Origin of the sequence: Sulfitobacter sp. PS-8MA, assembly GCF_040933935.1 — a bacterium.
Taxonomy (GTDB): domain Bacteria; phylum Pseudomonadota; class Alphaproteobacteria; order Rhodobacterales; family Rhodobacteraceae; genus Sulfitobacter.
The window spans coordinates 104,898-131,732 of record NZ_JBFQYJ010000005.1 but is presented as its reverse complement, the minus strand read 5'-3'; the positions used below and the strand labels follow the sequence as shown (position 1 = coordinate 131,732).

Sequence of the window (26,835 nt, the reverse complement as noted above, 5' to 3'; positions counted from 1 at the left end):
TAAAACCAACAGCTTAGTGCAACTTCGCAGTTCCACTTTCTCAAGTCCGCAGCGAATACCAGTGGATCCGGGGTTTTAATAACTGCCTTGTTCCTGCATGGCTCACAGCGTCAACGTTCCGATGCTCGACCCGCCGCATACGAATAGCGTTTGGCCGGTGACGAAACCGCTGGCAGGATCGCTAAAGAACAAGAATGCATTGGTCACATCTTCAACCTGTCCCAAGCGTCCCACCGGGATGCGCTTGGCCAGTTCCGCTTCGCGCTCGCTCTCTTTGGGAATGATGCCCCAAAAGTTATCTGTCTGAACCGGGCCCGGGGCCACCACGTTGACGGTGATCCCATGTGGCGCCAATTCCAGCGCCCAGGTCCGCGCCATGCCGATCATCCCCGCTTTCGACGCCGAATAGGCGGTGCGGGTCGGCGCGCCCAAGGCCGCGCGGGAGGCGTTGAACATCACCCTGCCAAAACCCCGTTCTTTCATGGAAGGCAGGAAGGCTTGCAGGAGCGTCAGGGCGGAACCAAGGTGCAGCTGCGCAAGGCCAGTAATGTCTTCGGGCTTGGCCTCTTCGATCAGATTGGGCCAGATCAGCCCTGCGTTATGCACCAGATGCGTCACCTCATGGCGCGCGGCGATATCCGTAGCGACGGCAGCGACGGAGGCGGGATCGAGCAGGTCGGCTTCGATATGCTCACAGCCCTCGGCCTCCCATTCCGGCTTGCCCCGCGCGATGGAGATCACGCGATAGCCGCGCTCCAGAAGACGCTGCGCCAGATCGGCGCCGATGCCCTTGCTGCCTCCGGTGATGACGGCTGTGTAACTGGTCATAGTCTCTCTCCCGGTATCAGCGCCAGCACCCGTAACGGGCTGCCTGTCCCGCCTTTGATCTTGAGCGGCGGGGCGATCAGCATGGCCCCCGTGGGCGGCAGTTGATCAAGGTTGCACAGACATTGCAGCCCGTATTTGCCCTCCCCATGGAGCAGGTAATGCGCCGGGAAAGGCGGATCGTAATGCATCCCCTGCCCCGCGTCGGTGCCGACCGTTTCCGTGCCAAAGCCGCGAATGCCACGCTCCAGCAGTAATGCAATCGCGTCTGGCGTGGGGCCGGGTGAATGGGCCCCATCCTCGCGCATGTTGAGGTAATTCGCGCCGCTGCGTTTCGACCAATCGGTGCGCATCAGCACCCAAGCGTTGGCGGGGATCGTGCCGTTCTGAGTTTCCCAATCGCGGATGATCTCGGGCGTCAGTTCAAAGTCGTCGTCCTGCGCCGCCCCTTCGGAGCAATCGATCACCACGACCGGACCGATGAAGGCTTCGGGCGGGATTTCATCCACCGCGCCATGGGCCACGTCCTTGCCCGAGACCCAGTGAATAGGCGCGTCGAAATGGGTGCCGGTGTGTTCGTTGAGCGTGAGGTTATGCCACTTCCACGCTGGGCCGCGGTGATCATAGGCCGAGACTTCCTCCATCCGAAACCGCGCGCACTGGCCGAACTCGGGCGGCAGCACGATGACGGGGAAATCCGGGTCGAGCCGGTGGGTCAGGTCGACGACTTTTGCAGCACCGCTTGCCAGTGCATCGGCCAGTGTCGTGATTGCATCGCTCATGCGCCGCCCCCCCGCGTTTCGCGTTCCATCAACGCCGGATCGTCCAGCCAGCGGGCCAGCGCATCCTTGGCCACGTCACCGCAGGCGATTTCTTCCAATCCATCAACCAGCCCGCCCACCACGGTCCGCGCCAGCGCGCGAGGGGCGACTTTGGGCGGCGGCAGGGGTTGGTGCCAATCGTCATCGACGGGGCCGGTGTAGACATTCATCACCCGCAGCCCCGCTCCGGCAAACTCCGCCCGCATCGTCTGGCTGAGCGACCGCGCCGCCGCTTGCGAGGCATCGAAGCCGCCGAACCCCGCCTCAGGCGCCACGGCCCCCACCGACAGGACGTTCACCCATGCCACCGCCGAATTCACTCCATCCGCCGTGCGCGACGCCATCGCGGGGCCGAAGCCCTGCGCCAATCGCATCAGGCCCAGCACATTGGTCTCCATCCCCTCGCGAGCAAAGACCGTGTTACTGCCCAGCACCCCACCGGGGCGGATGAATTGGGCGGTGTTGATCAGGATGTCGACCTTGCCGCCGATTTCAGCCGCGAGGCGCGAGACGGAAGCCCCATCGGTCACATCGAGCGGCATAAGGCTGACGTTCTCCATCTCCTCGAAGGCTGTGCGGCCTTCCCACCTGCGCCAATGCTCCGGCTCGCCAACGAATATCTCCGCCGCGCCAGCGCTCAGGAGTGCTTGGGCCAGCGGCAGGGCGAGGGGGGAGCGGGCATCGGTGATCAGCACCCGGCGGTGTTTCGGATCGCTCGACATTTCGCGCAGCACGGAATCGTCTTGCATAAATTCGCTTCCCTCTCGCGGCAGGGCCACCATGACCCCCTGCCCGGCCCGGTCCAGTTTCAGCGCCAGCCGCACGGCATCACCGCGCCCGACCTCGCCATGCAGATGGCACACGGCCACCGGCCCTGCGGCCAGTTGCACCGTGCCGATGCGCCAAGGCAGCCGCTCGCGGAAATACGGGTCGGGCGAGACGCGTATCGTGGTTTCGGCCAGCACCTCGCCCGCGCGGTCCGTCTCGCGCCAGTGCAGCGCGACGGACAGGCATTTGCAGCAGGCATCGCGCGGGGGATATTGCACCGCTCCGCAGTCGGCGCAGTGCTGAAGCGCAAAGACACCGCGCCCGGCGGCAATGGCGAGGCCGAGAGCGGCACGCGACCGCTGTGTGGGTGGCAGCGTCGGCACCCTGCCGCGCTTCTGCGGGTTCTTCTTTCGGGGCGGCGTCAAGGGTTCGGTCATGCCCCACCCCCTTCGATGATCGCCGCCGCCGAACAGACGCCCCGGTCATAGTTGATCATGCCAAAGCCCGAGACCAGGGCCCGCCGGGCGTCGGCCACCTGCGTGCCCTCGGCCTGCCCGGTCACCTGCCGGATCGCTTCCACCAGCCCCAGATAGCCGCCCGCGGCCCCGGCTTGTCCGACGGACAGTTGCCCGCCCGAGGTGTTGTGGGGGAAGTCACCGTTGATCGTGAGATCGCGCTGGCGGGCAAAGGCGGCCCCCTCCCCCTTGGCGCAAAACCCGAGGTCTTCGAATTGCATCATCGAGATCACCGGGTAGTCATCATAGGTTTGCAGCAGATCGACCCCCTCCGGCCCATGGCCTGCCATATCGTAGAGCTCACCGATATCCACGCCCCAGCCGCCGCGCAGTTGCATCGGGTCTTCGGGGTAGGCGTTGTGCCGTTCAATCGTACCGCTGATCCGGGCGAAGGGTAGATTGCGGCGCGCGGCCTCGTCCTCGCGCATGACCAAAAACGCCTCGGCCCCGGCGCAGGGCATGACGCAGTCGAAGAGCGCGATGGGGTCCGAGATCATCCGCGCATCGAGGTATTGGTCGAGGGTCAGCGGCGTTTTCATCAGCGCATCGGGATAGCGCAGCGCGTTGGCGCGTTGGGCCACGGCGATGCGGCCAAAGTCTTCTCGGGTGGCGCCGTATTCTTGCATGTAGCGGTCCATCAGCAGGGCGAAACTCGCGTTTGGGCCGCCGAAGCCATAGGGAAAGGTCGCGTCCATCGAAAAGCGCGAAAAGCCGCTAAGCAGAGTGCGAAAGCTGTCGATCCGGTTCGCATCCCCCGCCACGCAGGCCACGACGTCTACATCGCCCCCCTGCACCGCCCGCGCGGCGCGGCGCAGCGCGATGACCCCGCTCGCCCCGCCCGTCGGCACGGTATCAAGCCAGCGCGGGCTGAGCCCCAAATGCTGGGTCAGCCCGACCGGCGTGTCCGGCGCGAGCGAGAAGCTGGAGACCGAGAACCCGTCCAACTCCCCCGGTGCGATCCCGGCCTTGCCCAGCATCACGCGCAGGGCGCGGGCGATCCACCAATGGGCAGTCTCATTGCTATAGCGCGCATAGGGCACCGAGGTGGGCGCCGCGAGCACCACGCCGTCATAGCCCTGACGCCTCATGCCGCCGTCCGTTTCTTCATGCCGCGCAGGTCTTGCGTGGCGGGATCGTTCAGCAGGTCGGCGGCCAGCGTTTTCAACACCCCGCGTTGGAGTTTCTGCGTCGCGGTCAGCGGCAGCGCCTCGACAAAGGCGATGAAGCCGGGGGCTTTGTAATAGGCAAGCTGGGTGAGGCACCATTCGGTGATTTCTCGGGCCAACACGGCGGGGTCGGTGCCCGTGTCCTTCGGCACGATACAGGCGAACACCTCATCCCCGCGCACCGCGTCGGGCACGGCGGCCACGGCGGCGCTGGCCACGGCGGGGTGGCGCATCAGGGTCGATTCCACCTCGACCGCCGCGATGTTCTCGCCCGAGCGGCGGATGACGTTTTTCTTGCGGTCGACAAAGAACATCGCCCCATCGGGGGCGCGGCGCACGATGTCGCCAGTGTGAAACCAGCCCTCCGACCATGCTTCATCCGTGGCTTCGCCGTTCTTGAAGTACCCCGCGAAAAACCCGCGGCGCGGGTCGGCACCGGCCCGGCGCACCAGCAATTCGCCTTGATCCGCCTCCTGCCTGGCATCATCGACAAGCCGGACCTCCAGCCCCTCTTCGGGTGCGCCGAGGCAGCTTTCGCCCACACGGCGCGGTTCGCGGTTGGCGCAGATCACGGCACCCGCGCCCGTTTCGGTCATGGCCCAAGCCTCGACCAACGGGAAACCAAAGCGCGCTTCGAACGCGGCATGGAGTTTCGGGTCCACCCCCGCGCCGAAGCCGAAGCGCACGGAATGGTCGCGGTCGGCGGCGCTTTCCTCGGCCCCCATCAGCATGGATGGCATGACGCCTAGATAGTGCAGACAAGTCGCGCCCGACGCCCGGACCGAGGCCCACCAGCTGCGCGGATGGAAGCGGTCAAGCGCGGTCAGGCAGCCGCCCACGGCGATCATCGCCATGAAGGAATAGGCCATCGCGTTCATGTGGAAGATCGGCAGTGGCGTGATCATGCGCTCGCCGTCTCGCGACAGGGCGCAGAGCCCGCCGGTGTCGGCGTACCACCGCCCGGCATCGAGGAAATAGGTGTTGGTCAGGATGCAGCCCTTGGGCTGGCCCGTGGTGCCCGAGGTGTAGAGCAATGCCGCTTCGGCCTCCTCTGCGCCGCCCTGCCGTGCCGCGATGGCCTCACGCGTGGCGGGCGCGGGCAAGGAATCCTCCGGCGCGATCACCGGCATGTCGCGTCCCGCTTGCCGCGCCCCCGCGCGCAGGTCGTCCCCGCGCGCGGGGATGGCCACGGCCAGGACCGGCTCGGCATGGTCGATCATATAGCTCAGCTCCGCCGCGCGCAGGTCGGGGTTCACCGGCACGACCGACAGGCCCAAGCCGTTCAGCGCCAGCCACCAGAGGAAGAAGGCCGGGCGGTTCTCCATCAGCAGCATGACACGCTGCCCGGGCAGATAGCCCGCCGCCGAGATGCGCTTGCGCAGGGCCACAACCTGACGCGCGGCTTCGGCATAACTCACCTCCCCCGCCGCGATGCCGTAGATTTCCGCCGTTTCCGGCAGGACATTCAGAAAACCCCGTTCGGGATGCCGCGCTGCGGTGTCCGCAAAGGCCGCGTAGACCGTGTCAGTCTCCGCTCCGATCATGGCAGCAACTGGATGTTGCGGAAGGCCGCGTCGCAATTGACGATGTCCACCCGTTTGTTTGCAATGCGCAGCCGCCCGTCGGCCAGCGCCAGCTCATGGCGCGCGGTGACGGCGAGCAACTGCTGCTCATCCAGCCGCGTCTCGACGTAATGCATGAAGGTGGTCGTGACGAAACGCCCTGCCTCCGTGTCCATCTCATCAATGTAGGGCCGTTGGATCACATGGTGACAGCGGCTTTTGGGCTTTTGGCTGAAGGTGCGCGCGCCGTTCAGTCGTTCGACCCTAAGCTTAAGCATGAACATATCCTCATACATCAACGAGGTCTCGTTGATCGGGTCTTTCTGTTGGTAGTCCAGCGGCATCCAGTAGTGCCCGTCGGGCAGCCAAAGGTCGAGCCATTCGGTATAGCGCCCCTCGTCCAACATGCGCACTTCGTCATAGATAAAGTCGATCAGGCTTTCGCGCGTCACAGTCATTCCGCCGCCTCCTCCTCTTGGCCCATGGTCATGAACTTGACCCAAGCGTGGAATTGATTGCGCATCTGGCGTTCGGTGGTGCCGTTTTCGACAGCTTCCACCTCGAAATCCTCGTCCTCTTCGATCAGGCGCTGGATGTTCACCCATTCCAGCCCGTCGACCATCAGCCCCTCTTGCGCGCGTTCGTACATTTCCAGATCGTCATGGCCGACGATGGAGGTGGGCGCGTTGATCATGCGGTTGTACATCGCGGTACGGGCGGTCAGTTCTTCCGGGGCATCGACGAGGCGGTAGATGTAGCTTTCGACCACTGTCCGGTCAGCCGCGACGGGGATGAAAACGCGCAGCTGCTGGATCGGCCCCTTGATCATGATATTGGGGAAATAGACCGTGTTGTGGCGGTTCTCATCCAAGATCGCCTTGGCCTTCTCCTCTCCATAGCTGTCGCAGAGCGCCTCGAAATAGCCGGGGATGGCGGAATAGTCCGAGTGGATAGAGTGGTTTACGCCCGTGTGCCCGTGCCCGTTGGGCCATGTGCGGATGCCCATGCCTTCGAAGAAATCGTAAGGCGACATGAAGGGGGCGATGATCTCCATCGCGGGAGGTTTGGGCGCATCCTCGGGCAGACCCATCTCTTCGTAGAGCTTCACCGCCGTCCCTGCAGAGCTTTCATGCGCCACCATCGGGTGACAAGTGTCGGTCTGGTTTTCGACCAGCATCTTCCAGTTGCAATGATGCATGTAGCGCAGCGGCGGGCCGACGACTTCGAGCCGCCCGGCGGGGGAGCGGTCCACCATATTGTCGAGCGACGACAGGCTCTCGCCAAAGAACTCTTCAAAGCTGATGCCCTCTTCGGCGAGACGGGCAAAGATGAAGCCGCGGTAGTTCTTCACATCGCCGACGCTGCGCATGCCCTTGCCGCTGTCGGTCTCTTCCAGCCCGGTGTTCTGGTAGCCCTTCTTGAGCGGAATGGCCAAGAGGCAGCCATCGGTCTTGAAGCTCCACGCATGATAGGGGCAGCGGAAGAATTTGCCGGTGTTGCCTTGCCGGTCGATCACGATCTTGGTGCCCTTATGGGGGCAGCGGTTCAGCAGCACATGGATCTCGCCCGTCGAATGGCGCACCTGAATGACGGGCTGGGTGCCGATATGGGTGCTGAAGTAATCGCCCTTGTTCGGCGTCTGGCTTTCATGGCCGACAAAGACCCAAGCATTGGCAAAAAGATGCTTCATCTCTTGCTGGAACACATCCGGATCGGTGTAGATATCGCGGTGCACTTGATGTGGCTGCACGAGGGCGGCCAGTGCCGCCGGACTGTCGTAACGTCCCATGAGTTCCTCCCCTCAGATATCGAGCACAAGGCGCGGTGATTTTGCGCGGCTGACGCAGATTTGCATGACATTGCCTGCCGCGCGTTCGGCCTCGGACAGGACCACGTCGCGGTGATCGGGCGTGCCGCTGATGACATCGCATTGGCAGATGCCGCAGTCGCCGCGCTGACAGTCGTACATGACGTCGACGCCGCCCGCCTCCAACACATCAATGATCGATTGGCCGGGGGGGATGGTGAAGACCTCACCGCTTGAGGCCAATTCAACCTCAAAGGCGCTGTCGCCCTCTTGCTCTTGCGGCGCGTCGAAAAGCTCAAAGTGAATGCGCTCGGTGGCGATACCCGCCGCCTCGGCCTTTGCCCTAGTCGCATCAATCAGCCCCTTAGGGCCGCAGACGTAGAGATGCGCCTCTGGTGCCAAATCCGCAATCACGGCGTCGAGGTCCAGTGCGCTGGTGTCGTCATCACAGTGCAGATGCAGGTTATCGCCAAAGGCTTCCTGCAAGGCGTCACGGTAGGCCATCAGCCCGGCACTACGGCCTGAATAGTGAAACTCAAACGCCTGCCCCGCCTCCTTCTGTGCGGTCGCCATCGAGATCATCGGCGTGATCCCAATCCCCCCGGCGAGCAGCACAGCAGGCGCATCCGGGGTCAGCGGAAAGTCATTTTTCGGCGCGGCGCAGGTAATCTCAGCCCCCGGCTTTAACCCATGCATATGGGTTGAACCGCCCTTGCCTGCGGGCTCGCGCTGCACAGCGATGCGGTATTCCTCTGGCGCTTCGGGGATCGGCGCGAAAGCGATCAGTGAGTAGGCCCGCGTGTCTCCGTCCGGCAGGTCAAACAACACATGCGCCCCGGCTTGCCATCCGGGCAAAGCAGCACCGTCGGCGGCAGCAATGCGAAATTCGCTGATGCGCTCGGTCAGCGCGGTGACCTCTCGCACGATTGCGTTGATCTTCGACATGTGAACTCCTCCCGTGACAAACAATATGAAATTTCATATAGTTTCGGTCAAGGGTTTTCTTGCAAAGCATGCGTTTGGTCGCCATTTAGGAACACCGGGGTGCGACGTTGCCCCAAACGTCAAAGGGTTAAACGGCGTGACGCAGCAGTCGACCAAAACAGAACGTGAGGATGGCACAGGGCAGGTACCGGGCTTTGTCTCGGATTACCTGCTCTATTTGCTCGCCGCCGCCAGCGATGCGGCCAGTGCGCAATTTCACGCAAAAGTGCGCAAAGCCGGGCTGCGCGTGCCGGAATGGCGCGTTCTCGCCTGCCTTGCTGACACCGACGGGGCCATGATTACGCAGCTTGCCAAACGAGCCTTGGCTGAACAGTCCCGGCTCACCCGCATCATCGCCCAAATGGAAGATCGCGGCCTGTTGGTTCGCCGCAGCGACCCCGCCGATGGCCGCCGGGTGCGCGTTTACCTGACCGATTCTGGCCGCGCGCTTGCCGCCGAACTGGTGCCGCAGGCGCAGAAACATGAGGCGGCCTTGATGGAAATGCTTCACGGAAACAGGGGCGCTCAGTTAAAGCCTGCGCTAAAATCGCTACTGGCCGCGCTTGAGACGCAGGAGGATCGGCAAGGGTAATCCCCCGGGCCATGCGCTGCTGAAAAAGTGGTTCCAATCGTGCTTTAAATGTGAATACATGAAAAAGCATATACTTGGCGAGACGGGTTTGGGAGAACCCCGCCAAGGCATATCGAACGATATGGGGAGGAGCCCAAATGACCAAATTCACCAAGTTTATTGCCACTTCTGCGCTCGCACTTTGCACCGCGACCGGTGCTTTCGCCACTGAGACATTGACCATTTCGACATGGCTGCCGCCGAGTCATCCGGTCAATACCGGCATGTTCACGCAGCTCAGTGATATGATGTCAGAGGCCAGCGATGGGCTGATCGAGACCGAGCTGAAAAACGGCCTCGCCCCGCCGCCTGCCCAAATGGACCTGCTGCTCGACGGTGCCGCTGATATCGCGATCCTGTTCCACGGCTATACACCCGGGCGTTTCGTCGGCACCAAACTGGTCGAAATCCCCGGCTACGAGGGCAATGCCGAGGCCGCATCGGTCGCCCATTGGCGTGTGCATGAGGCGATGCTGTCTGAGTTGGACGAACACCGGGGAGTCAAAGTTATTGCGTTGACGACGCATGGACCCGGCCAGATCCACTCCAACAAGGCAGTGAACAACCTGGATGACCTGCAGGGGCTAAAGACCCGCCTTGGCGGCGGTGTCTCGGCAGATGTGGGCGCGGAATTGGGCCTCGTCGGCATTCAGGTGCCCGCGCCCAAGGTCTATGAGACGCTCGATTCCGGGGCCGCTGATGCGGTGGCGATGAACATGGGCGAGCGGATTAGCTTCAAGCTCAACGAAGTGGCCAAGAACGTCTATGAGATGCCCGGCGGTTTCTACCGTGGCTCTTTCTCGGTTATCATGAGCCAAGAAACCTTCGACAGCCTGCCCGAAGACGTGCAGCAGAAGCTGGACAGCGAAGTCTTTGGCGAAACCGCAAGCCGGATGATGGGTGCCGTTTGGGATCAAAGCGATGTTGACGCGCGAGAAGCGACCGAGGCCGCCGGCGACAACAAGATCGTCACCGCCTCCGAAGAGGATCAGGCCCGCTTTGCCGAGATGGCCGACAAGGTGCGCGACAAGGTGATCGCCGAGTTGGACGAGGCCGGTGTCGACGGACAGGCCGCTTATGAGATGATGCGTGAGGAAATGGCGAAGGCCAGCCAGTAATCCCCACCGCCAAAGGGGCCGGTCGCAGCCGCGGTCGGCCCCCAGCCAGGGAACCGCCATGCGCTCTTTGATCCGCCTCACCACCGCCCTCTCGGCCCTGCCGATGACGATGGCCTCTCTCGCGCTCTTCGCGCTGATGGTGCTGACCTTTGCCGACGTCATCATGCGCTCGGTCTTCAATGCGCCCATCGAAGCCGCGACCGAACTGATCCGCATCGGCATCGCGCTGATCGTCTTCTCTGCCCTGCCCGTCCTCTCGGGCCGCGAAGGCCATATCGCCGCTGATCTGCTGGACCGTCCATTCGAAAGCTGGGGTCTGCAACGCTGGCGCGACGGGCTGGTGACCCTGTCTTGCGGGGTCATGCTGTGGTTCCCCGCAGGCCGGGTTGTCGACCTCGCCTACCGCGCGCTCAGCTATGGCGACGTGACTGAATACCTTGAAATTCCGACCTTTTACATCGGCATGTTCATCGCGGTGATGACCTATCTCACCGCCGTCGTGCTGATCCTGCGCGGGCTTTTGCGCCTCTTTGCGCCGCAACTTCTGGATCCTGCCCCATGATCGCATCCGCCATCGGCTTTGCCGCCGTTTTCGTCCTCGTCCTGCTGCGTCTGCCGATCGCCTTCGCCATGGGCCTCGTGGGCATGATCGGACTGGTTTACGAAACCAGCTACCGTGCCTCGATCTCCATGGTTTCGCGGCTGATCATCGACACCAGCCAAGATTACGGGTTGTCGGTGATCCCACTGTTCATCCTGATGGGGCTTTTCGTCAACAAAGGTGGCATCAGCCGCGAGCTTTACCAGGTTTCCAACGCTTTTCTCGGGCACTTTCGCGGCGGCTTGGCCATGGCCACCATCGTCGCCTGCGGCGGCTTCGCCGCGATCTGCGGCTCATCGCTTGCCACTGCCGCCACGATGTCCAAAGTTGCCATGCCCGAGATGCGCAAATACGGCTATTCAGACAGTCTCTCGACCGCCTCCATTGCCGCAGGCGGTACGCTCGGCATCCTCATCCCGCCCTCGGTCATCCTCGTGATCTACGGCCTGCTAACGGAGACCTCCATCGGCGCGCTCTTCATCGCAGGCATCGTGCCCGGCGCGCTCGGCATATTGCTCTACCTCTGCGCGGTGCGGTTTTCGGTCGCCGTGAACCCCGAAGCCGGCCCTGCCGGCCCCCGTGCCACATGGGGCGAGCGGCTACGGGCGCTGAACCATGTCTGGTCGGTTCTGGCACTGTTCGCGCTGGTAATAGGCGGGCTCTATGGCGTGCTCGACTTCTGGCCGATCCACCTCGCCTTCTCGCCAACCGAGGCCGCAGGCATGGGCGCGGCCGGCGCCTTCCTCATCGCCTGGGCGCGCGGGGGGCTGAGTTGGCGCGGGCTGCGCGAGGTGCTGGAGGAAACCACCCTGACGTCCGCCTCGCTCTTCTCGGTCCTGATCGGCGCGTGGATCTTTTCAAATTTCGTCAATCTTGCGGGCCTGCCCGAAGGGCTGCTGGCCACCGTCACGGCGCTTGACCTCGGCCCCTGGGTCGTCATGGGGCTGATCCTCCTGATCTACATCGCCCTTGGCTGCATCTTTGAGAGCATGTCGATGCTGCTGCTCACCGTGCCGATCTTTTTTCCGCTGGTTACGAGCCTTGGTTTTGATCCGGTCTGGTTCGGCATTATCGTTGTTGTAGTGACCGAGATCAGCCTGATCACGCCGCCGGTAGGGCTGAATGTTTTCGTGCTCAAGGGTGTGGTCGGCGATGTCTCCACCGGTACTATCTTCCGGGGGGTCACGCCCTTCTGGCTGGTCGATATCCTGCGCTTGATCCTGTTGCTGATTTTCCCTGCATTGGTGCTTTTTTTGCCCGGCCAGATGTAGGGCCAAACGCTGCGCATACGACTGGCCCCGACAAAGACGGTAAAAGCGGCGTATGCGGCAGGTCTGGTCCGGGATGAACGGGGCGCCCCGTTGGTTTGGCAGCGCTAGAATTCTGCCTGTTGATGAGGAGGGATTGAACATGAAAGCACTAAGCCGGATCACAACGGAGGCCATCCCTATCGAAGTATTGCGCGAAGACATTTCGCAGATTTGTGGGGCCTTTCAGATTGAACCAGCGCGTCGTGGTGGCCCCTCGCACGGGCTGGCACGCCAGCGCATGATGGGCGGCTTGGAGACGGCGCTCATTTCGCTCGATGTAGAGGAAGTGACCCGCACACAGGCCTGTATCCGGCGCGATCCGGGCGAGCATTTCTTTCTGTTGATTCAAGATGTCGGGCATTGTGTTGTGCATCAAAACGCGATGTCGACTTTGTTGCGGCCGGGCGACATGTTCATCGTTGATGCAACGCAGCCGTCGCAATTCGTGTATGATGGGCAGTTGGCGCACCAGATCTCAGTTCATCTTCCGCGGGACGAGATGATTGGGCGATTTGGTGATGTCTGCAATGGTGGCATGGCGATTGACCGCCAAGACCCCCTATGGATGGCGCTTCGCGCGGTGTTGGTGAAGATGTTGCAGTGTCAAACCGAGATCGGTTTGCAACTGAGGGAAACGCTTTATGGGTTGATGGGCGCCTATTTCCACGAGCGACGCAGTCAAGACGTTGATCCACGCAGCCAAGTCATTGAACGCGCCTTGCAACTGATAGGCCAACATTACCGAAATCCAGATTTTGGGCCCAGTACACTTGCCGAACAATTGGGCATCTCGCTGCGCAGTTTGCAGCGCTATTTCAAGCCTTTGGGTGAAACCCCCGGACAGCGCCTGCTGCACCTGCGGCTGACACAGGCGCACACGGAGCTGGCAACGCGCAAACTCCGCACTGCCTCTATCACTGACTGCGCCTATGCTTGCGGCTTCAGTGACCTGTCACATTTTTACCGCGCTTTCAGACAGCGGTACGGCATGACGCCGGGCGACATCGCTGAACGCACCCAAGATGGTGGCGCGATCCTCCAATAACACTGTCGTGTTTGCCCAAGATGCCACCGATGAAATGTCTAAACTCAGGCAAAGGAGGCGTCTCGGCGTGATGCCGGAACGTGATAGCGGAGGACATCATGAAAGATACGATTGATACCATTGGCCTGATTGTCGACGGGCAACGCATCGACACAGACGCGCGTTACGCGGTGGCCAATCCAGGCACCGGTGGTCAGGCAGGTACGGCGCCCGACGCCGGTAACGCAGAGCTGGATCGTGCGGTCGCAGCGGCCAAGGCAGCCTTTCCAAGCTGGTCGGCTATGTCTGATGAAGACCGTGCAGCAGCTTGCAACGCTGTCGCGGATAAGATTGAGGCCCATGCCGAGGAACTTGCGCAACTGATCACCGCCGAACAAGGCAAACCCTTGGGCGGCATTGGGTCCCAGTGGGAGTTGGGTGGCGCCGTCGCCTGGGCGCGCTATACGGCAGGGCTGTCTCTTCCAATGGAGATGTTGCAGGATACGCCCGAAGGGCGGGTTGAAATGTACCGCAAACCTTTGGGAGTCGTCGGATCGATTACCCCATGGAACTTCCCAGTGCTGATTGCCGTGTGGCATATCCTGCCCGCGCTGCGCAGCGGCAATACGGTGGTAAGCAAGCCGTCCCCGATGACGCCGCTCGCGTCATTGCGCCTGGTCGAACTGATGAACGAAGTCTTGCCCGCCGGTGTGGTGAATTCCGTCAGCGCCGCAGATGGTGCCTTCAACATGGGGGCGGCCATGTCGGCTCATGAGGACATTGCAAAAATCGTCTTTACCGGGTCTTGCGGCACCGGGCAGAAGGTCATGCAATCAAGCGCCGAGACGATGAAACGCCTGACCCTAGAGATGGGCGGAAATGACGCTGGCATTGTGTTGCCCGATGCCGACCCGCAGGCGATTGCGGAAAACCTGTTCTGGGGCGCGTTCATCAACAACGGACAGACCTGCGCTGCAATGAAGCGGCTCTATGTACATGATGACATCCACGACGCGGTTTGTGACGCGCTGGTCGCCTATGCGCGCAACATCAAAGTCGGCGAGGGCACGCAGGCAGATAGCATGCTTGGCCCCGTGCAGAACCAGATGCAGTTCGACAAGCTTTCGCGGCTGGTTGACCAGGCCAAAGAACGGGGACAGCTGCTACTCGGTGGCACCCCGGGCGAAGGGCTGTTCTATCCGCCTACAATCATCGCGGGCATGAGCGCTGATGATCCTTTGGTCTATGAGGAGCAATTCGGCCCCGCCCTGCCGATCATCCGCTACACCGATCTGGAAGACGCATTGGCACAGGCCAACGCGCTCGATGTGGGTCTTGGCGGCTCGGTTTGGTCGACAAACAAGGAGGCCGCCAAGGATGTGGCGAAGCGGATGGAGTGCGGCTCTGTCTGGATCAACAGCCACGGTATGATCCAGCCCAATGCGCCGTTCGGGGGGGTGAAGAAATCTGGCTTTGGCGTCGAATTCGGCGAAGAGGGATTGAAAGAGTACACCGACATTCAGGTGATCTTTGCCTGACGTGCTGCCCGACGCCCCTCGCGGCGCCGGACGATTTGTATTCAGTGAGAATGAACATGAAAACATCAAAGATTCAGACCAATAACAGTGCGCCTTTAACCCGCCGCAGCTTTCTGGGCCACACCGCCGTGGTGTCGGGCGTGCTGAGCCTCGGAGGCGGCCTATGGGGCGCCAGTGTGAACCCCGCGCATGCGCAGGAAAAAAGCTATGACTACATAATCTGTGGCGCTGGTTCGGCGGGCTGTGTGCTGGCCAACCGACTGAGCGCGTCAGGTGCCGAAGTGCTGCTGATCGAGGCCGGCGGCCCTGATACATCGGAAATGATCACGACGCCCATGCGCCTTATAGAGCTATGGGGCACCGAGTTTGATTGGGCCTATCAGACAGTGCCACAAGAACATGCCGCCGGACGCCAACTCTTTTGGCCGCGCGGCAAGACACTTGGCGGCTCCTCGTCGCTTAACGGCATGATCTATGTGCGCGGCAACCCATCTGATTATGACGAATGGGTCAGTGAGTTCGGCTGCGAAGGCTGGGACTATGCCTCCGTGCTGCCCTATTTTAAGAAGTCAGAGGATTTTTCTCGCGGTGCTGATGAACATCACGGGACCGGCGGCCCGCTCCATGTGACGGCCGATTTCACCCCGCATCCAGTGACCCAAGCCATGGTCGAAGCTGCGGTTGAAGCCGGACATCCCATGAATGAGGATACAAATAGCGGCGATCAGACCGGGGTTGCTTACGTTGACCTCAACACCAAGGACGGCAAACGTGTCTCTACGGCTGAGGCATTTTTACGCCCTGCGTTGGATCGGCCGAATCTCACATTGGTTACCAACGCGCGGGTGCACCGGGTCGAAATTGAAGACGACCGCGCCACTGGCGTGACCTATATGCAAGAAGGCACGCTTAAAACCGTTCAGGCTGAACGCGAAGTTATCGTCTCAGGCGGCGCTATCGAAAGCCCCCGCATCTTGATGCTCTCGGGACTAGGACCAAAGGCGCATCTCGAAGAGGTTGGTATCACCCCCGTGCGCGATCTTCCGGGTGTGGGTCAAAATCTCAATGATCACACGCTATGCCCTGTAATCTATGAAGGCGCGCAGGAAGTGCCGGCACCTGTGGACATGTCGATCACGCCCCTACATGCGCATCTATTCGCGAAGTCTGATCCTGCGCTCGCCGGGCCTGACATGCAGCCGCTATTTTTCCATGTGCCCTACTATGCGCCCGAGCAGGAGCCTCAGACGGGCAATGCCTTCACGCTAAACGGCTCCGGCGTGCGTCCCGCCTCGACAGGTGAAATACGCCTAACCGCCGCAGATCCCGAAGCTCCGCTGCACATCGACCCCAAGGTGCTGTCAAATCCGCAGGACGTGGAAATCCTCGTGAAATCCATGCGGCAAATGCGCGAGATTGCAAAGCAGCCCGCCTTGGCCGCTTGGAAAGGACGGGAAATCTACCCCGGTCCGGCGGTTCAGAGCGACGAGGATCTGGCCGCCTATGCCCGCAGCGCCGTGATGTCCTACCATCATCAGAATGGCTCCTGTGCGATGGGGCACGGCGAGATGGCCGTGGTTGACCCGGAATTGCGCGTGCATGGAATGGCGGGGCTGCGCGTGGTTGACGCCTCCATCTTCCCGCGAGTGCCGGCAGGCAACACCAACGCGCCAGTGATCATGGTCGCTGAGAAGGCCGCCGATATGATCTTGTCGGCTTGACGAACCACCAATCGATGGCCGCTCGGGAGGGATTGGGGCGGCCACAGGCTTAATATTGAAGGGAGACAATATGTTACGCAATGTTCTTTTAGGCGGGGCCGCGGCCTTGGCCCTGACCAGCGGCGCGTCCTTCGCGCATCCGCTCGATGGGTTCTCGGGTGAAGAATACCAGAAGATCAACGAGATTCTGCGCGCAGGCAATCTGGCGGGGGATGACACGCTCTATCCGCTAATCGAATTGATTGAGCCGCCCAAGGCCGATGTGTTGGCGTGGAAAGAGGGTGACACGCTCGACCGCCGCGCGATGGTGCATATGTCCAACGCCGACAACAGCGGCTTTGTCGAGGCGATCGTGAACCTGACGACCGGAGAGGTTGAAAGCAGCGCCCCCACCGACGGCCAGCCGATGATCTTGTTCAACGAATTCGCCAATGCGATGACGGCGGCGCTGGAACATCCCGACATGATCGCGGGGCTGGAGAAACGCGGGCTGACCCCGGATCAGGTGTTCTGCCTGCCGCTCACCGCCGGCAACTTCTTCACTGAGGAAGACAAGGGCACGCGGCTGATGAAAGTGCCTTGCTATGTCTCGCCCGAAGGGTCGAACTTCTACGCCAAACCGATCGAGAACATCTATGCCGTGGTCGATCTGCAAACAGGCAAAGCGCTGCGCGTGATCGACGAGGGCAATGTCGCGATCCCCGAAGACGGTTGGGGTTATACCGGCGAAGAGATCGAGGCCCGCGCGCCGCAGCGCGCTGCGACGAACCCCGCCGTGCTGACGCAAGAAGGCGGGCCTAACTTCACCTATGCCGACGGTGCGTTGGAATGGGACATGTGGCGCATGCGCCTGCGGGTCGACAAACGTCCCGGCCCGGTGCTGTCGAACATCGACGTGAAAGATGGCGATGAATGGCGTACGTTGCTCTATCAGGCGCATCTGTCCGAGGTCTTCGTGCCCTATATGGATCCAAGCGCCGGGCTTTACTGGCGGACCTATATGGACAGCGGCGAATACGGCTTTGGCCTGTTTCTGACGCCGCTGGTGGCCGGGATCGATTGCCCCTCTTACGCGACCTTCTTGCCCGCGATGATCGCGGGCGACGATGGCCAGCCGCTGGAAATTCCGGACGCGGTCTGTATCTTTGAGCGCAATATCGGCGATCCGGCGTGGCGACATTTCGAGGTCTTTGCCCAAGGCCCTGACCAATACACCCCCGCCGAAGGGCGTCCTGAGACGGAACTGGTTGTGCGGACCGCTTCCGAGGTGGGCAACTATGACTATCTGATCGACTACCGTTTCAAGCAGAACGGCCAGATGGAGATCAAGATCGGTGCCACGGGTCTTGATGGAGTGAAAGGGGCTGATGCGACTTCGATGGACGATCCTTCGGCCGCACGCGAGACGGAGTATGGCACGCTTATTGCCCCCAATCTGGTGGCGGCGAACCATGACCACTACTTCAACTTCCGGTTGGATTTCGACATCGACCAGCCCAGCAACCGCTTCATGACCATGGACATCGTGCCCGCAGACGTGGCCGATGACAGTCCGCGCCGGTCCTTGTGGAAAGTGGAACACAACATGCCAAAGTCCGAGGCTGAAGCGAGCTATCAAGTCTCCTCCTTCAAGCCGCGCTACTTCATGTTGCAAAACCCCGACCGCAAAGGGCCGCTTGGGCATAATCCGGGGTATATGATCCATCATGGCAGCGTGGCCTACGGTCCCTTCGACTTTGAGAACGACCCGCCGATGATCCGCAACGCCTATATCGAGAACTCGGTCTGGAACACGGTACATGACCCGGATGAACGCTATGCAGGCGGGAAATTCGCCTTGCAAAGCGACGGGTCCGATACGCTTGCGCAATGGGTTAAGGAAGATGCGCCGCTTCAAGATCAGGACATCGTCACATGGTTCACCGCCGGTTTCCACCATGTGCCACGGACGGAGGATTGGCCGGTGATGTCGACCGAATGGAAGACAGTGCATATCATGCCGCACAACTTCTTCCCGATGAACCCGGCGATCACGATCCGTGATCCCGAATAAGATAAGTTGACGGGAAGGCGGGCGACACTTTCGTCCGCCTTCCCTCCAGTTCACCCGGTGTCTCGGTGGGGCTTGGTCCAGCCCAATGGGTTCATGGCGAATGGCCTAATTCCACGTTGAAGTCCAAATGCGCTCACCACGTCCCTAGTTGCACTCTTAGAGAGCGAGCTTGAGCCGCGCACCGTGTCTGGCGCGTGAACAACAGGTCATCATGCGTTTGCCTCCAGCCCGTTCAGCACGTGTGAGCACCATGTCTCGGTGGTCAACTTCTCCCTCTATAACCGTCACTTCGCAGGACCCGCAGAGGCCCTCGCGGCAATCACAAGCGACATCAATGCCTGCCGCCATGATCGCGTCCAATAGAGTGGTATCGGCTGCTACATTCAGCACCAAACCCGAGTCGCTCAACTCCACCTGAAAGGGCTGTTCTTTTTCGGGATCAAGCCCTGCCACATTGGAAGAGAAGTGTTCAAAGTGGAATGAACCCTCTGGCAAATCCTTCGTCAGCACCTCCAACGTGTTCAACAGTCCCTTTGGTCCACAAGCATAAATTTGCGCGCCTTCCCTCAGATCGGCCACCAGGGCAGGCAGGTCCATCCGCTGGCTCTCATCGCCCGCGTAGAGCGATAGCACTGCGCCGTGATCTCGGGCGACACGATCCAGAAACGCCATCGTGGACTTTGACCGCCCCCCATAGTGCAGTTCATAGCTGCGCCCTAAATCTTTCAACCGATCAGCCATGGCGAGAATAGGCGTGATACCGATACCACCTGCAATCAACACCACATGCGGTGCGGATTCATCGAGCCGGAACAGGTTCGACGGCCCGCGCATACGAATTTCGGCACCGGCCTGAAGAGTTTCATGGATGTAACGCGACCCGCCACGTCCCAGATCTTCACGCCGAATGGCGACACGATAGCTATTGTCGTCGGGTGAACCGCAGAGCGAATATTTACGGTCATACTCACCCACGCAGAGCTCAATGTGAGATCCGGCACTCCATTTCGGCAAGGGACGGCCCTGCGGGTCTTCGATGGTCAAGCCAAGGGTACCCTCGGCCTCTTGGTGCAGGTCGGCAATACGCACTTTGCGGGCAACGTCGCGGCGGGCGGGGGGGCCTACGGCAAAACTGCGACGCGGAGTCTTTACCTTTGCGTCGGCCCGTTCCGGATTTTGTGTAGGGTCCCATTCGACCCACAACGCGTCAGGCCCCCGAAACGAAATATTAGGGAGCTGATCGAAGTCTTGCGCCGCCAAACGTAGATGCGGCAGGCGGCGGGTCATCTCTTCGAGAAAGATCCGCATTTCCATCCGACCAATGTTCTTGCCCATACATTGATGCGCTCCATAGCCAAATGTGAGGTGATCGATTGCGTTGTCGCGGTAGATATCGAACGTATCGCCGTCTTCGAAATGTCTTTCGTCCTGATTGCCTGAGGCTTGGACGATCAAGAGTTTCGCACCGACGGGCAAGTCGACACCGTTCAATCTCGTGGGCGCAGTGGTTTGGCGGCGCCAAGCGACAATTGACCCTGCATAGCGCAGGCATTCTTCGACCGCATTGGGGATCAGTGACGGATCCGCGCAGATATCGTTCCACGCCTCGCGATGTTCCAGCAGAGTCCTAAACATATTAGCCGAAGCCAGCGAAGTCGTCTCATGAGCGGCAACGATGATCGCCATCATCATCGAATGTACGTAGTTATCGGTGACGACCTCTGGCTTCTCGACGTTCATACGGATGGTGTGATGCATCCAGCCGGTGCCTTCGGGCTCGGCGCGCATTTTCTCTATGATCGCGCCGGCATATTCCCAAAAACGCCCCACATCATGTGCAACCTCAATCTGCTTTTGATCCGATGGTTTGCCCCAAGTGTTGACGGAATGGGCGACCGAGAAAGTCTTGATAGTGGCGATTTCATCCTCAGGCACACCAAGGAAATGGAGCGCAACCAACAGCGGGACCTCGTAGAGCATGCCCTCGATCAGATCGACCCGCCCACTGTCGATAAAAGCATCAATCTTTTCACGGGTTAGACGGCGGACCATATCCTGCTGAGCTTCCAGCTTGTCAGGCATGAAATGATCCAGTAGCGTACGCCGCCGTTCCATATGGGCAGGTTCGTCCTCATTCACCATGGTGCGGCCCATGCCATAACCATAGGTTTTGAGAATTTCCTGTGCCTCGGGCGTCGCCGGCGTGATCCTTTCCAGCACATTGCGCGGCGAGAACAGGATGGCGTCGCGGAACACCGTCTTGATGTCATCGTAACGTGTAACGACCCAATAGCCTAACTTTGGCGCATAGAAAACGGGAAGTTGGTCACGCGACCAGCGCAATGCTTCCGCCGGGTTCAGTTGGTATGAGCCACCGAAGGCATCAAAGCTTCGCGCCATGGCAGCCGGATCGCCGATCGGGCAGTCTTGCCCCCACTCATCATGGGCCGCGTCGCCAAAGGGGCATTCGCGCGGACTATCTTTAATCTGGCCTGCCATCTCGTCGCCCCCTCGCTCAAGCTGTACGAGATCATTTGTATTTTACGACCAATAGGCGGGCAACACGCAATATGGTCGCAAACAGCGTGCCAAATCCGGTCGCGTCATAGGTGTTCTGTCGAGAATATCTGACGCAGACGCGGGAGCGCAGAGCCCGCGTCGAACGCCGGTAAGCTCTTGGGGAGCCTTCAACAGCGACAGTGGCTACGGTCTCAAGTCTGATAGCAGGACATATCCGACGCGCTTGATAAACCCAAAGACCGCTCCTTAGATCGCACGTATCGCATCAGCTACACGCTCGAAACCCGCAATGTTGGCGCCCAGACGTAATTCCCCGGTGCGCCATATTCTTCTGAGGTTTCATGGCAGGCGGCGTGGATGTTGGTCATGATTTCTTCCAACCGGTTCTCGGTCTGCGCAAAGCCCGTTGCCTCTTTGCGGGCGCGTGAGCCGCCATAAACCAGCCCCTTGCCTGTGGGAACGCCTGCTTCGAAACGGTTGTTCAGCCGTTTATACATGCCAAACATATCGCCGATTTCACGGGCGCCGACGCCAATGTCATCCGCCGGTACATCGACAAATTCGCCAATGTGGCGATGCAGTTCGACCATGAAAGACCGGCAAAACCGCATGATTTCGCGGTCGGACTTTCCTTTGGGGCGGCGCAACTGGCATTAATCCTGTGAAGAGACGCTGCGCCACGGGTCAAGCCCGACGAGAATGGGGCCTTCGTGGGTATCGCCTCATTCACTTAGTGCTTGGCTTCTGGGTTATGCCGGAACATCTCCCTGGGGGAATAGTTCTATATAAGACAACGACCTGCCAAAGAATACGAAGGAGCCGCATCACCCTAAGCTGTTGGTACAGGCAAGGTTTCAGCAGATGCGCTTTTCTTCGAACGGGGTGATAAATGGACGAACAGCCATTGTGTGACGTTATGGAAACCCCCGCCGCAGCTACGCGGGCTGTTATCTCACCCGACCGGAACTGCTGCGCCGTATCGGTCGCGGACCGCGCGGCGGTCCTGATCGATGGCGCTTCATATTTTGCAGCCTTGCACGGTGTTTTAACGCGGGCGGAACGCTCGATCACAATTATCGGCTGGGATTTTGATGCCAGTATTCAGCTCCGCCCCCAGGATGGACCGAACGCCTCTGCCTTGGGGGATATGCTGCGGGGATTGGTCGAACAGCGCCCAGAACTCCACGTTCGCATTCTGATCTGGAGCCTGGCGACGGTTCATACACCAAGTGCGACCCTGCCCCTGCTTCGGGGTGCGGAATGGGCAGACCATGAGCGTATCCACCTGAAACTCGACACGCATCATCCGATATATGCTTCTCACCATCAGAAAATCGTCATCGTTGATGACGCAGTGGTCTTTGTTGGCGGAATGGACCTGACGGTTGCCCGCTGGGACAGGCCCGGGCATTCGTTGGACGAGCCGCTGCGAAGGGATGCTGATGGCACGCCCTATGAGCCGGTGCATGATGTGCAAATGGTTTTGGACGGGCCCGTCGTCGGTGAACTCTGCAAGGTCGCGCATTCGCGCTGGTATGATGCCACGGGGGAGCTGTTGTCTGCCTGGCCTGCAAAAGACCGCTGGCCCGCCTCAGTGGCCCCGGATTTTACGACTATCAGCGTCGCGGTTTCGCGAACTAAACCCGGCTTTGGCGCTCAGACGAGTGTAGAGGAGACCGCTCAGTTGACCGACGATCTGCTGGGGGCGGCAAAGGATACGATCTATATCGAAGCGCAGTATTTCACCGGGCGTCGCATGGGGAGGAAGCTCAAGCAATCGCTTGCGCGGCCGGAGGGACCCCAGATTGTCGTCATTTGTACGCTTGTTGCCAATGGCATTGTGGAACGCTTTATTATGGGCGCGAACCGGGAGCGTCTGCTGCGTCGGTTAAAAGCGGTTGATCGCTACAAGCGTCTTCATGTCTATTGTCCCGTCACCGGCGATGATGACCGGCATCGGCTGCTCATTCATTCCAAGGTCATGATTATTGATGACCAATATCTGCGTATTGGCTCGGCGAACCTCAACAACCGGTCGGTGGGTTTGGATACCGAATGCGACGTGACCCTAATCGCCCAGTCCCAGAAAGCGCGTGAGACGGTCCGGCAGCTGCAAAACACCCTCCTAGGGGAGCATCTGGGCGTCGCGCCCGAGAAACTGCAACGATCCTCTCTATCTGGAAAGGCACTACCCCAGGTCATCAACGCACTGCTGTGCGATCGCAAGAGCCTGGAACCTCTCGACGTCGGCCCGGGAAGGACACGCCCCTTTCCCGGCACCTTCTTACTGGACCCCGAACGGCCCCTGCCATTCCTCGACGGGATTCAGGCGCTCTGGTCCCGGTTGACCCGCCTTGGCCGGACGCGCGCGAAGAAGAGCTCGGAACTCCCCAGCACCAACAATCCAATACATAAGGGGATGAGAAAATAGACGAACCGAAACACGAGGATCGCGCCGATCAGCCCCTCACCGGGGAGCAGATAGGTCAACACCGCTTCGATCACCCCTAGGCCGCCGGGCACATGGCTGACGATGGTGGCGACATTCGCGCTGACATAGGCGGCCACGATGGGGAAATAACTGATCTCGGCAACGGAAAGTACAGTCTGATGCAGTGCTGCGGCAACAAAAGCAAAATTCACCGGCCCGATAACACATTGCGCCACCGCCAGCCTGAGCTTGGGCATCGCGAGCCTGTGCCCGCGGATCTTGATCGCGCCCGTGGCGAAAGCCGCCATCAGAAGATACACAACCGGGCAGGCAAGCGTCACCAGCGCGATGAGCCGCGCCACGGCGGGGCTCAGCCCCAAGGCATTTATTGCGATCTCTGGCGCCACGAGCAGCGCAAAGCCCCCGAGGATCGCGAGTCCCAGCCCAACGGTCACCCCACAGAAAACGATCAGTTTGGCGATGTCGGCGCGGGCAAGTCCCCAGCGGCTATAGTAGCGATAGCGGATCGCGCCGCTCGACAGGGCGGCCAATCCCAGGGAATGGCCGATCGACAGGCTGGTAAAGGAGGTGAGGGCAACTTTCCGGTAGGCCAGCGGACGATCGACATATCGCAATGCCAGCCAGTCAAACCCGGTCAAGGTGAGATAGCTCAGCCCTGCAAACCCCAAGGCGGCCAACATATGCGCCCCGGACACCGCCGTAACGGCCGCGACGAGTTCGGGCCAGTCGTAGCGCGACAACGCCCGATAAAGCAGATAGAGCGCCAGTGCGAAGACAGCGACGCCGATGGCATAGCCAAGCCATCGGCGCGCTTGAGACTTTTGCCCATCGTCCACTTTCGGGGATGGCGTATCTTCTGGCGTCTTCGGGTTTTCTTCATGCGTCATGGCGATTTAACGCTTCGTGCCGGGTTTTCGATCCACAGCCGGTACACGGGTTTGCTGCCTGCCCGTATCTTTTTTCGGAGGTGCCAAAGGGGGCGGCTCGCGCATGAATGATGACCTCGCACGATCCATTCGGGTGATGACGTGGAACATTCATGGCGGCCGCGGCCCGGACCGGCGCCGCGATCTGCGGCGCGTCGTAGATCTGGTTCAACGCCATGAACCTCACATTATCGCACTGCAGGAAATCGACTCCCGTGGACAGACGTCGGCTACGCCCGACGCCTTCGACTTCCTAGGCGAGGAGCTGGGCGGCAACAGCTATGCGACCCGTCTGATCCGCGCCCCGGACGGCGACTATGGCCATGCGGTGATCAGCCGCTGGCCAATGGCAGCGGCCCGCTATCATGATATTTCCTACAAGCGCCGCGAGCCGCGTCTCGCGATAGAAACGATATTGGAAACACCTCAGGGGCCGCTGCAGGTCGTGGCCGCGCATCTGGGTCTGAGCTTCCGCGAAAGGTTGCAACAAGCCGAGAAGCTCGTGCAGATCGTCCAGAACGGGGGGGAACGTTCGGTGCTCATGGGCGATCTGAACGATTGGATCGCCAGAAGTGCGGTGCGACGGGTCTTGGACAGACAGTTCCCCGGGCATAGCCACCTGCGGACGTTCCCCGCATATCGCCCTATTCTCTCGCTGGACCGTATATATTGTCGCCCCAGGTCGATACTACACCGCTGCTGGACGGATCCCGCGGCCCGGTTTGCTTCGGACCACCTTCCGGTTATTGCGGATCTGGAGTTGGGGAAATGCCCATAGTGTCCAATGGCAGAGGTACGAGAAGCAGAGATCTACCCCTTCCGCCACGCCGATGTCTTCATCCAGTGTGAACAATGAACGGGCACGGCCAAGGGCGCCGCATAAGCGAGCCGAACGGCCACAAAAGGCGGGAAGTAACTGCGGTATGCGATAGCTTGTCGCGCTGGAGGTTGATTTGCTTCACTGGTTACGCGCCACTCGTAGCGGTCGGAACAGCTATATGCTCTGTCGGGTGTAGCCGAATCCGCGTCCAACTAAGCAGCGCGTCGGTACTGGTGTTCGACACCCCGGCGGACCCGGCTTTGATAGGATCGCCCGGCTAGCACCAAAGCTCTTGCAGACACCGATTACGATTAACTCGTCCATGGATGAAGGCCATGCCGAAAATCAATACATTCAATCCAGACTCTATTCTCCGTCATGCTTTGCCGGAAGACGCGAAAGTCGTTGTGCAATTGACCTGCCACGGGATTTTTCCTCCACCTTCGATTAGAGTCCGGCCCACCTTAAGGACGGACAATGAAGCGAACGAGATTCACAGACGAGCAGATCATCGGGATTCTGGCGGAGCATGAGGCAGGGGCAAAGAGCGCCGACCTGTGCCGCAAGCACGGCATGTCGAAAGGCACTTTCTACAACTGGAAAGGCAAGTTCGGCGGCATGACGGTGTCTAATGCCGAGCGGCTGAAGACGCTCGAGGACGAGAACGCCAAGCCCAAAAAGCTTCTGGCCGAGCAAATGCTGGATCTGGCAGCAATGAAGGATCTGGTTTCAAAAAAGTGGTAGGGCTCGCCGTGAAGCGTGAAGCCGTTGCGTATCTTCGGGCCGAACATGGCTTGTCGGAGCGGCGGGCCTGCAGCATCGTCAGCGTGGACCGCACGATGAGCCGCTATCGATCCCGGCGTGCGCCGGACACAGTGTTGCGCGGTCGGTTGCGGGACTTGGCCAACGAGCGCCGGCGGTTCGGTTACCGGCGGCGCTTCGTGCTGCTGCGCCGCAAGGGCGAGCCATCCGGCATCAACCGGATATATCTGCTCTACCGCGAGGAAGGCCTGACGGTGCGCAAGCGAAAGGCCCGGCGCAAGGCGGTTGGAACACGGGCCCCGACCCTGGTCGCTGCACGGCCTAATGCGCGCTGGTCGTTGGATTTTGTCCACGACCAGTTCGCCAACGGCCAGCGTTTCCGCGTTCTCAACGTGGTCGACGATGTCACGCGTGAATGCTTGGCTGCGATCCCAGACACCTCGATCTCGGGACGTCGGGTGGCGCGCGAACTGACGGCTCTGATCGACCGCCGCAGGAAGCCGGGGATGATTGTCTCTAACAATGGGATGGAACTGACTTCGAACGCCATCCTGCGGTGGTGTTCCGAGCAAAGGGTTGAATGGCACTATATCGCGCCGGGCAAGCCAATGCAGAACGGCTTCGTGGAAAGTTTCAACGGACGGATGCGGGATGAATTGCTCAACGAGACCATGTTCCGCAACCTGGCCCATGCTCGCGTCGTCATCACCGCTTGGGCAACCGACTACAACACCGAACGCCCGCATTCGGCTTTGGATTACCAGTCCCCGGCCGACTACGCGCGAACCCTGACCACCGCAATCGCCCGCCCCGCTACGCGAGATGAAAGCTCCGCGCGCCGGGCGATTGCTCAACCTGCGCCGGCTGGCGTAAACACTAACCGGGCTCCGGTCGCGGCTGGATGAAAGTTC

At 60.7% G+C, this 26,835-nt stretch carries 21 protein-coding genes and 1 pseudogene; 11 read left to right on the top strand and 11 right to left on the bottom strand.

The window, feature by feature from the left end:
- Positions 1-102 precede the first annotated feature (102 nt).
- The 8 genes from AB4M76_RS03630 to AB4M76_RS03595 are packed head-to-tail and all read right to left on the bottom strand — an operon-like array spanning position 103 to position 8,409.
- Positions 103-828 (bottom strand): SDR family NAD(P)-dependent oxidoreductase, encoded by a 726-nt coding sequence (locus AB4M76_RS03630; protein ID WP_368440444.1) that lies wholly within the window; start codon positions 826-828, stop codon positions 103-105.
- Positions 825-1,607, bottom strand: coding sequence for a cyclase family protein (locus AB4M76_RS03625; RefSeq protein ID WP_368440443.1), 783 nt, complete (start codon positions 1,605-1,607; stop codon positions 825-827). The genes AB4M76_RS03630 and AB4M76_RS03625 overlap by 4 nt, the downstream gene beginning before the upstream one ends.
- Positions 1,604-2,851, bottom strand: coding sequence for an SDR family NAD(P)-dependent oxidoreductase (locus tag AB4M76_RS03620; RefSeq protein WP_368440442.1), 1,248 nt, complete (start codon positions 2,849-2,851; stop codon positions 1,604-1,606). Before AB4M76_RS03620 ends, AB4M76_RS03625 begins: the two co-directional genes overlap by 4 nt.
- A complete protein-coding gene (locus tag AB4M76_RS03615) occupies positions 2,848-4,017 on the bottom strand; it encodes a thiolase family protein (protein WP_368440441.1) in 1,170 nt (389 codons plus the stop codon). Before AB4M76_RS03615 ends, AB4M76_RS03620 begins: the two co-directional genes overlap by 4 nt.
- Positions 4,014-5,639, bottom strand: coding sequence for an AMP-binding protein (locus AB4M76_RS03610; RefSeq protein ID WP_368440440.1), 1,626 nt, complete (start codon positions 5,637-5,639; stop codon positions 4,014-4,016). Before AB4M76_RS03610 ends, AB4M76_RS03615 begins: the two co-directional genes overlap by 4 nt.
- Positions 5,636-6,115 (bottom strand): aromatic-ring-hydroxylating dioxygenase subunit beta, encoded by a 480-nt coding sequence (locus tag AB4M76_RS03605; protein WP_368440439.1) that lies wholly within the window; start codon positions 6,113-6,115, stop codon positions 5,636-5,638. Before AB4M76_RS03605 ends, AB4M76_RS03610 begins: the two co-directional genes overlap by 4 nt.
- On the bottom strand, positions 6,112-7,446 hold the full coding sequence (locus AB4M76_RS03600; RefSeq protein ID WP_368440438.1) for an aromatic ring-hydroxylating dioxygenase subunit alpha: 1,335 nt from the start codon (positions 7,444-7,446) through the stop codon (positions 6,112-6,114). The genes AB4M76_RS03605 and AB4M76_RS03600 overlap by 4 nt, the downstream gene beginning before the upstream one ends.
- A gap of 12 nt (positions 7,447-7,458) precedes the next feature.
- Positions 7,459-8,409, bottom strand: a complete 951-nt coding sequence (locus AB4M76_RS03595) for a 2Fe-2S iron-sulfur cluster-binding protein (protein WP_368440437.1) — start codon at positions 8,407-8,409, stop codon at positions 7,459-7,461.
- A gap of 25 nt (positions 8,410-8,434) precedes the next feature.
- On the opposite strand from AB4M76_RS03595, the gene AB4M76_RS03590 reads away from it, so the two are divergent.
- The 8 genes from AB4M76_RS03590 (at position 8,435) to AB4M76_RS03555 (ending at position 18,444) form a co-directional block, all read left to right on the top strand.
- Positions 8,435-9,040, top strand: coding sequence for a MarR family winged helix-turn-helix transcriptional regulator (locus AB4M76_RS03590; RefSeq protein WP_368440436.1), 606 nt, complete (start codon positions 8,435-8,437; stop codon positions 9,038-9,040).
- A gap of 137 nt (positions 9,041-9,177) precedes the next feature.
- A complete protein-coding gene (locus AB4M76_RS03585) occupies positions 9,178-10,197 on the top strand; it encodes a TRAP transporter substrate-binding protein (RefSeq protein ID WP_368440435.1) in 1,020 nt (339 codons plus the stop codon).
- A gap of 58 nt (positions 10,198-10,255) precedes the next feature.
- Positions 10,256-10,759 (top strand): TRAP transporter small permease, encoded by a 504-nt coding sequence (locus tag AB4M76_RS03580; RefSeq protein WP_368440434.1) that lies wholly within the window; start codon positions 10,256-10,258, stop codon positions 10,757-10,759.
- Positions 10,756-12,069, top strand: a complete 1,314-nt coding sequence (locus AB4M76_RS03575) for a TRAP transporter large permease (RefSeq protein ID WP_368440433.1) — start codon at positions 10,756-10,758, stop codon at positions 12,067-12,069. The genes AB4M76_RS03580 and AB4M76_RS03575 overlap by 4 nt, the downstream gene beginning before the upstream one ends.
- A 139-nt stretch (positions 12,070-12,208) precedes the next feature.
- Positions 12,209-13,153, top strand: a complete 945-nt coding sequence (locus AB4M76_RS03570) for a helix-turn-helix domain-containing protein (RefSeq protein WP_368440432.1) — start codon at positions 12,209-12,211, stop codon at positions 13,151-13,153.
- Between the two features lie 98 nt (positions 13,154-13,251).
- Positions 13,252-14,670, top strand: coding sequence for an aldehyde dehydrogenase family protein (locus tag AB4M76_RS03565; protein ID WP_368440431.1), 1,419 nt, complete (start codon positions 13,252-13,254; stop codon positions 14,668-14,670).
- Between the two features lie 56 nt (positions 14,671-14,726).
- Positions 14,727-16,391, top strand: a complete 1,665-nt coding sequence (locus AB4M76_RS03560) for a GMC family oxidoreductase (protein WP_368440430.1) — start codon at positions 14,727-14,729, stop codon at positions 16,389-16,391.
- Positions 16,392-16,461: 70 nt separating this feature from the next.
- Positions 16,462-18,444 carry a tyramine oxidase gene (locus AB4M76_RS03555; RefSeq protein ID WP_368440429.1) on the top strand — a complete coding sequence of 661 codons (1,983 nt, stop codon included), beginning with the start codon at positions 16,462-16,464 and terminating at the stop codon, positions 18,442-18,444.
- A gap of 156 nt (positions 18,445-18,600) precedes the next feature.
- On the opposite strand, the gene AB4M76_RS03550 is transcribed toward AB4M76_RS03555, so the two are convergent.
- Together AB4M76_RS03550 and AB4M76_RS03545 are read right to left on the bottom strand one after the other, a co-directional pair.
- Entirely contained in the window at positions 18,601-20,943 is a 2,343-nt protein-coding gene (locus AB4M76_RS03550) for a cytochrome P450/oxidoreductase (protein ID WP_368440428.1), read from the bottom strand.
- Positions 20,944-21,362: 419 nt separating this feature from the next.
- Positions 21,363-21,602 (bottom strand): annotated as a pseudogene (locus AB4M76_RS03545) (Glu/Leu/Phe/Val dehydrogenase dimerization domain-containing protein); the annotation flags it as partial.
- Between the two features lie 251 nt (positions 21,603-21,853).
- Between AB4M76_RS03545 and AB4M76_RS03540 the strand changes: the two are divergent.
- The gene (locus AB4M76_RS03540) at positions 21,854-23,395 is read left to right on the top strand and encodes a phospholipase D-like domain-containing protein (RefSeq protein WP_368440427.1); all 1,542 of its coding nucleotides are present in this window, start codon (positions 21,854-21,856) and stop codon (positions 23,393-23,395) included.
- On the opposite strand, the gene AB4M76_RS03535 is transcribed toward AB4M76_RS03540, so the two are convergent.
- Positions 23,290-24,303 (bottom strand): hypothetical protein, encoded by a 1,014-nt coding sequence (locus AB4M76_RS03535; RefSeq protein ID WP_368440426.1) that lies wholly within the window; start codon positions 24,301-24,303, stop codon positions 23,290-23,292. The two genes, AB4M76_RS03540 and AB4M76_RS03535, sit on opposite strands and share 106 nt — an antisense overlap.
- 103 nt (positions 24,304-24,406) lie before the next feature.
- Between AB4M76_RS03535 and AB4M76_RS03530 the strand changes: the two genes are divergently transcribed.
- Both AB4M76_RS03530 and AB4M76_RS03525 read left to right on the top strand, forming a co-directional pair.
- A complete protein-coding gene (locus AB4M76_RS03530; protein ID WP_368440425.1) occupies positions 24,407-25,120 on the top strand; it encodes an endonuclease/exonuclease/phosphatase family protein in 714 nt (237 codons plus the stop codon).
- Positions 25,121-25,639: 519 nt separating this feature from the next.
- Positions 25,640-26,829, top strand: a protein-coding gene (locus AB4M76_RS03525; protein ID WP_368440424.1) for an IS3 family transposase whose coding sequence is annotated in 2 segments (ribosomal slippage) — positions 25,640-25,892 and positions 25,892-26,829 — 1,191 coding nt in all. Because the reading frame shifts where the segments join, the coding sequence is not laid out codon by codon here.
- Positions 26,830-26,835 lie beyond the last annotated feature (6 nt).

Bases quoted from the DNA above. Each gene is read 5' to 3' on its own strand.
- AB4M76_RS03550 (WP_368440428.1), bottom strand. From the start codon at position 20,943: ATGGCAGGCCAGATTAAAGATAGTCCGCGCGAATGCCCCTTTGGCGAC.
- AB4M76_RS03615 (WP_368440441.1), bottom strand. From the start codon at position 4,017: ATGAGGCGTCAGGGCTATGACGGCGTGGTGCTCGCGGCGCCCACCTCG.
- AB4M76_RS03560 (WP_368440430.1), top strand. From the start codon at position 14,727: ATGAAAACATCAAAGATTCAGACCAATAACAGTGCGCCTTTAACCCGC.
- AB4M76_RS03630 (WP_368440444.1), bottom strand. From the start codon at position 828: ATGACCAGTTACACAGCCGTCATCACCGGAGGCAGCAAGGGCATCGGC.
- AB4M76_RS03530 (WP_368440425.1), top strand. From the start codon at position 24,407: ATGAATGATGACCTCGCACGATCCATTCGGGTGATGACGTGGAACATT.
- AB4M76_RS03575 (WP_368440433.1), top strand. From the start codon at position 10,756: ATGATCGCATCCGCCATCGGCTTTGCCGCCGTTTTCGTCCTCGTCCTG.
- AB4M76_RS03620 (WP_368440442.1), bottom strand. From the start codon at position 2,851: ATGACCGAACCCTTGACGCCGCCCCGAAAGAAGAACCCGCAGAAGCGC.
- AB4M76_RS03585 (WP_368440435.1), top strand. From the start codon at position 9,178: ATGACCAAATTCACCAAGTTTATTGCCACTTCTGCGCTCGCACTTTGC.
- AB4M76_RS03625 (WP_368440443.1), bottom strand. From the start codon at position 1,607: ATGAGCGATGCAATCACGACACTGGCCGATGCACTGGCAAGCGGTGCT.
- AB4M76_RS03570 (WP_368440432.1), top strand. From the start codon at position 12,209: ATGAAAGCACTAAGCCGGATCACAACGGAGGCCATCCCTATCGAAGTA.
- AB4M76_RS03535 (WP_368440426.1), bottom strand. From the start codon at position 24,303: ATGACGCATGAAGAAAACCCGAAGACGCCAGAAGATACGCCATCCCCG.
- AB4M76_RS03610 (WP_368440440.1), bottom strand. From the start codon at position 5,639: ATGATCGGAGCGGAGACTGACACGGTCTACGCGGCCTTTGCGGACACC.
- AB4M76_RS03590 (WP_368440436.1), top strand. From the start codon at position 8,435: ATGAAATTTCATATAGTTTCGGTCAAGGGTTTTCTTGCAAAGCATGCG.
- AB4M76_RS03595 (WP_368440437.1), bottom strand. From the start codon at position 8,409: ATGTCGAAGATCAACGCAATCGTGCGAGAGGTCACCGCGCTGACCGAG.
- AB4M76_RS03565 (WP_368440431.1), top strand. From the start codon at position 13,252: ATGAAAGATACGATTGATACCATTGGCCTGATTGTCGACGGGCAACGC.
- AB4M76_RS03600 (WP_368440438.1), bottom strand. From the start codon at position 7,446: ATGGGACGTTACGACAGTCCGGCGGCACTGGCCGCCCTCGTGCAGCCA.
- AB4M76_RS03540 (WP_368440427.1), top strand. From the start codon at position 21,854: ATGGACGAACAGCCATTGTGTGACGTTATGGAAACCCCCGCCGCAGCT.
- AB4M76_RS03605 (WP_368440439.1), bottom strand. From the start codon at position 6,115: ATGACTGTGACGCGCGAAAGCCTGATCGACTTTATCTATGACGAAGTG.
- AB4M76_RS03580 (WP_368440434.1), top strand. From the start codon at position 10,256: ATGCGCTCTTTGATCCGCCTCACCACCGCCCTCTCGGCCCTGCCGATG.
- AB4M76_RS03555 (WP_368440429.1), top strand. From the start codon at position 16,462: ATGTTACGCAATGTTCTTTTAGGCGGGGCCGCGGCCTTGGCCCTGACC.